We start from the raw sequence: 5,537 nt of genomic DNA on the forward strand, positions 1-5,537 counted from the left end.
TCGTCTGGCCGTTCTTCGTCAGGCTCGGGCACACGCTGCGCTCGCGGCCCTTCGACCAGGCCGAGGACGACAGCCCGCACAGCTGGATCGCCCGTCTGTCGCGCTGGACGCAGCGGCACTACGTGATGATGGACATCGTCATGTTCACGCTGCTCGCCTGTTTCACCTGCGTCACGGGTCCGGTCATGAACCTGGCGACGACGCCCGGCGACAAACGCTCCTACATCCTCGGCGTCATCGTGACCTGGGCCGTCGTGGCGCCGCTGATGCTGCGCCGGCGCTTCCCGCGCGCCGTCGCGGCCGTCGTGGCCGCCGTGTGCATGCTGCAGCTGCTCGTGCTGCCGGGCTTCTACACGGCCGACCTCTACGTCGTGTTCGCGATCCACGCGGTCGCGCTGTACGGACGCGCCGGCAGCTGGAAGTGGGTCGTGCCGCTGTTCACGCTCGGGTGCACGACCTTCGCGGCGCGCTGCGCGATGAACATCGACGGGTTCCCGAGCCTGTTCGCATGGCTCTCCCACACCTCCGACCCGTCGATCGAGGCGCTCTACCTCGGCTCGCCGTATTCGGCCTTCATCCAGTACGGCGTCTTCTCGATGTTCTTCTGCATCCTCGCCTACGCGCTCGGCGCATGGACGAGGCTCGGCGGCACGAACCCGCAGGTGCTGCAAGCGCGCGCCGAGGCGCTCCAGGCCGAACGCGACAAGCAGCGCGTCATCGCGGCGAACCGCGAGCGCGACCGCATCAGCGCGAACATCCGCGCCGAGGTGAGCGATACGCTCGACGCGGTCATCGGACAGACGACCGCCGAGCTGTCCACGATCGACGAACGGCTCGCACGGGGCGAGACGCCGTCGCCCGAGTTCATCAACGACGCGTTCGCGCAGATCGGCGCGCAGGGCTGCACGGCGCTCGCCCATATGCGCGAGCTGCTCGGCGTGCTGCGCGAGACCGGCTTCAGCGACGAGGGCGAGCACGACCGTTCGCCGAACCTCACGCCGGCGAAGTCGCTCAGCGAGCAGATCGAGCAGTCGGGCGCCGTCCCCCCGGACGCGCACTGAGCGGCGGCACCGATGCGGCTAGACTGGACGGCATGACAGGAAACGACAGAATCCGCATCGTCATCGCGGACGACCAGGAGCTCATCCGCGCCGGCTTCACGATGGTCATCAACTCGCAGCCCGACATGCAGGTCGTCGGCCAGGCCTCGAACGGCGCGCAGGCGGTCGAGCTCGTCGAACGGCTGCGGCCGGACATCGTGCTCATGGACGTGCGCATGCCGGGGATGGACGGCCTGACGGCGACGGGGCGCATCACCGCCTGCGCGCACGGGAACGGGGAGGGGACGCGCCATACGCGCGTCATCATCCTGACGACCTTCGACCTCGACGAATACGTGATGTCGGCGATCAACGCCGGCGCCTCGGGCTTCCTGCTCAAGGACACCGACCCGGAGACGCTGCTCGCGTCGATCCGCACCGTCCATCAGGGCAACGCGATCATCGCGCCGACGGCCACGAAGCGCCTCATCGAGAAGATGATGGAGGGCACGCTCGCCTCCCCCGGCGCGCCGGCCTCCGATGACGGCTACGTCGACCCCGAGCTCGCCACGCTCACCGAACGCGAACGCGAGGTGCTCGTCGAGATCGCGCACGGCCTGTCCAACCAGGAGATCGCCGACAGGCTGTTCATCTCGCTGCCGACCGTCAAGACGCATGTCGCGCACATCCTGCAGAAGATCAACGCGCGCGACCGCGTGCAGGCCGTCGTCTTCGCCTATGAGAACCATCTGGTGTAGCGCCCACGCACGCCCCTGCGCATACGATTGCCCCTCCGCCCCGCGATGCGGGACGGAGGGGCAATCCGTCATCGGCGTACCGATGACGATGGCCGGCGCGGCGTGGATGCGAGGAGAAGGGAAGGTGCGTGCCGCGCCGGCCACGATCAGGACTCGGCGAGCGCCTCGACCGGCGGCGTCTTCACGGCGCGTCGCGCCGGGAACACGCTCGCCAGCAGCGAGCAGACGACGGCGATTGCGAGGATGATGCCGTAGGTGGCCCAGTCGACGACGTAGACGACGTCGGCGATCGAGCTCATCACGATGTAGATGCCGAGCCAGCCGAACAACGTGCCGACGACCATGCCGACGACGCTCGTGACGAGCGAGATCAGCAGCGCCTCGACGGCGAGCGAGCGCTTGAGCTGGCCGCGCGTCATACCGATGGCGCGCAGCGTCGCCGATTCGCGGGTGCGTTCGATGACCGACAGGCTCAGTGTGTTGGCCACGCCGATGACGGCGATGACGACGGCGACGGCGAGCAGCGCGACGAGCAGCATGAGCATCATGTTCACCATGCTCTCCCACATGCTGCGTTCGGCGACCGGGCCGCCCACGGCGATGTCCGGATAGGCCTGCAGGTCCTGCTCGATCGCGTCGTAGACGTTCGACAGCGACAGGTCGGAGGGCACGTCGAGCTTGACGAGCAACGCGTCGCCGGTGGCCTTGAAGGTGCCGTCGTCGAACAGCGACGCGTCGACGAAGGCGGCGTTGGGAGTCGTCTGCGCGATGCGCTTGAAGGCGCGCTGCGTCACATGCAGGCGGTGCGCGGCGCCGGACGGTTCGCCGTCGTCGCCGATCTCGGTGAGCGAGGCCGAACCGTCCTTGAGGCTCAGCGTCTCGCCGCTGTCGCCGTCGATCGTCGGCATCAGCGCGTCGTCGGGACCGAAGGCGGGCTCGGGGTCGCCCAGATCGATGTTGAGCACGCGCTGCAGCGCCGCGACGTCGGGGACGCCGATGACGGTCGTATATACGGGGCGGCCCTGCGCATCCTCGAACTCGGCCTGCGCCGTCTTCGCGGACAGCGTCGCGGCGACGCCGCGCTCGGCCTTCACCTCGTCGACCGCTTTGGCCGGGATGTCCGGGCCGTAGGCCGTCACGTCGACGCTATAGCGGCTGTCGAGCGCCTGGCTCATCGTCGCCTTCGCGGCCGCGGCGCCGGTGGCCAGCGTGGAGATCAGCGTGACGCCGATGAGCAGCGCCGTGCCGGTCGCGGCGATGCGCCGCGGGTTCTTCTGGATGTTCGCGTCGGCGAGCTTGGCAGCCGGCCCGCACAGCGAGACGAGCGCGCCCGCGCCCTTCATCAGCCATGGCAGCCAGAACAGTGCCGTCATCGCCAGTCCGACGAAGGTGAGCATGCATCCGCCCACGCCGGCGAGCAGCGCGACACCGGAGACGTCGTCGTTCGCGCTGTCGTTCATCGGGATCGCGGCCAATGCGAGCGCGACGCCGACGAGCAGGAGGACGCAGCCGAGGACGGCCCGTCCCACACGGGCCCTGCGCTGGTTGGAGATCTCCAGCGGGCGCATGGCCTCCAACGGGGTGACGCCAGTGGCGGTGCGCGCGGCGCTCACCGAGGCGAGCACCGTCATCACGACGCCGAAGAGGATCGGCAATGCGACGACCTGCCAGCTCATGACGAGCGTCAGGCGCATGCCGCCGATCGAGCCGTCCTTCGTGGCGAACGAGGCGAGCGCCATGAGACCGGTGCCCACGGCCACGCCGAGCGCCGACGAGACGAGCCCGAGGACGCCGGCCTCCTCAAGCACCGACACGTACAGCTGGCGCTTCGTCGCACCGATCGTGCGCAGCAGCGCGAGTGTGCGGCGACGCTGCGCGACGAGCACCTGGAAAGTGTTCGCGATGACGAGCGCGGCCACGACGAGCGCAAGCACGCCGAAGGCGAGCAGGAACTGTTTGGTCACATCGCCGCCGTTGGAGCTGAGCGCCTTGATCGCGCGCTCCTCCATCTGCGCGCGGTCCTGCAGTGACGTTCCGGACGCGAGCGCGTCCTTCACCGCGGGGACGGCCGTCGCCGCATGCGCCGGATCGATGTAAAGGTACGCCGCGGTCGCGGGAATCGCGTCGAAGGAGTCCACGTCCGAGCAGGCGACCATGATGTCGTCCGAGACGACGGACGCGCCGTTGTAATAGCCGTACACGTTGTTCGGATCGTCGGTCAGGCCGGTGATCGTCGCCCGCACGTCCTGCGGGTGCTCGGCGTACTGCGCGCGCAGGTCGATGGCGTCGCCGACCTTGAGCCCCCATTGGCCGGCGAGCTTGCCCGGGATCGCGATCTGCGAGGCGCCGCCGGGGGAGGGCGCCTCGCCCTCCGTGATCTCGACGGGCAATAGAGCCGCGTCGGCGCTCGTCGAGAGCGCCACCCCGCTGCCGTGCTGGGAACCGGACGTGAGCATGACGCTGCGCGTGACGTCGGGGCGCACGCCTTCCACGCCGTCGACGGCCGCCACGGCGCCCAGGTTCAGGCGGCCGACCGTCGGTCCGTCCTCGCCGCCCTCCCCCGCGTCCGTCGTGATCGAGTAGTTCGCGCCGCCGAACTGGCCGGTCGTCTGCTCGCGCAGCGACGCGTCGAAGGCGTTCGTGAACAGCAGCGTCGCCGCGATGAACGCCGTGCCGATGAGGATCGCGATGCCCGCCGGTATCAGCATCCTCAGGTTCTTCTTCATCATCTGCATCGTTATCGATCGCATGTGCGCATCCTCTCCGTCGTCTCCGTCGTACCGTCCCCGGTCACGCCTGCCCCCGCAGACGCTGGGCCTTGTGCTCCGGCAGCGGCACCGCGCCCATGCCGCGGGTCGCCTGCTCGCGCTCGCGCATGAGCAGCTCGCTCATCCGGGCGGCCGTCGGATCGTCGACGTCGGCGACGATGTTGCCGTCGGCGAAGACGATCGCGCGGTCGGCATAGGAGGCGGCGACCGGGTCGTGCGTGACCATGATGATCGTCTGGCCGAGCTCCTTGACCGAGCTCTTGAGGAAGCTGAGCACTTCGGCGCTCGAGACCGAGTCGAGCGCGCCGGTCGGCTCGTCGGCGAACACGAGCGCCGGCTTCGTGATGAGCGCGCGCGCGATCGCGACGCGCTGCTGCTGTCCGCCGGACAGCTCGTTCGGACGGTGGCCCAGACGGTCCTGGATGCCGAGCGTGCGCACGAGCAGGTCGAACCACTGGCGGTCCGGCTTGGCGCCGGCGAGAGTCAGCGGCATCAGGATGTTCTGTTCGGCCGTGAACATCGGCAGCAGGTTGAAGCTTTGGAAGACGAAGCCGATGCGTGTGCGGCGCAGCAACGTCAGCTGCTTGTCGCCGAGCTTCGTCAGGTCATGGCCTTCGAACATGACGCGGCCCGAGGTCGCGCCGTCGAGGCCGGACATCGTGTGCATGAGCGTCGACTTGCCCGAGCCGGACGGTCCCATGATCGCCGTGAAGCGCCCCTGCTCGAAGGCGACGTTGACGCCGCGCAGCGCGTGGACGACGCTGCTGCCCTCGCCGTAGTCCTTGACGAGGTCGATCGCCTCGATCGCCGTGCGCGGCGGCGCCGCCGTGAACGGCTGCGCCGCGTGGTTCTGCCGCGACTCCGCGGCGGTTGGCATCTGTGTGGTCGGTGTGCCCATCGTGGTTTCCTTTCGTCGGCGCGGCCGGTCCGCGTCGCTTCGTTCCGATGGCATCCACGCTAGGCGCGCCGCG

The 5,537-nt window shown here is 69.2% G+C and carries 4 protein-coding genes; 2 read left to right on the forward strand and 2 right to left on the reverse strand.

Annotation, left to right across the window (positions count from 1 at the left end; all coding sequences use genetic code 11):
• The coding region (locus tag B1400_RS09745; RefSeq protein WP_456061890.1) for a sensor histidine kinase at positions 1–1,061 on the forward strand (1,061 nt) is incomplete at its 5' end.
• Positions 1,062–1,093: 32 nt separating this feature from the next.
• A complete protein-coding gene (locus B1400_RS09120; protein ID WP_095614068.1) occupies positions 1,094–1,798 on the forward strand; it encodes a response regulator in 705 nt (234 codons plus the stop codon).
• Between the two features lie 146 nt (positions 1,799–1,944).
• Here B1400_RS09120 and B1400_RS09125 read toward each other — a convergent pair whose 3' ends face one another.
• The gene (locus B1400_RS09125) at positions 1,945–4,548 is read right to left on the reverse strand and encodes an ABC transporter permease (protein WP_095614069.1); all 2,604 of its coding nucleotides are present in this window, start codon (positions 4,546–4,548) and stop codon (positions 1,945–1,947) included.
• 40 nt (positions 4,549–4,588) lie between these two features.
• A complete protein-coding gene (locus B1400_RS09130; RefSeq protein WP_235607416.1) occupies positions 4,589–5,464 on the reverse strand; it encodes an ABC transporter ATP-binding protein in 876 nt (291 codons plus the stop codon).
• Positions 5,465–5,537 lie beyond the last annotated feature (73 nt).

The organism is Bifidobacterium italicum (assembly GCF_002286915.1).
In the GTDB taxonomy this organism is placed as follows: Bacteria; Actinomycetota; Actinomycetes; order Actinomycetales; family Bifidobacteriaceae; genus Bifidobacterium; species Bifidobacterium italicum.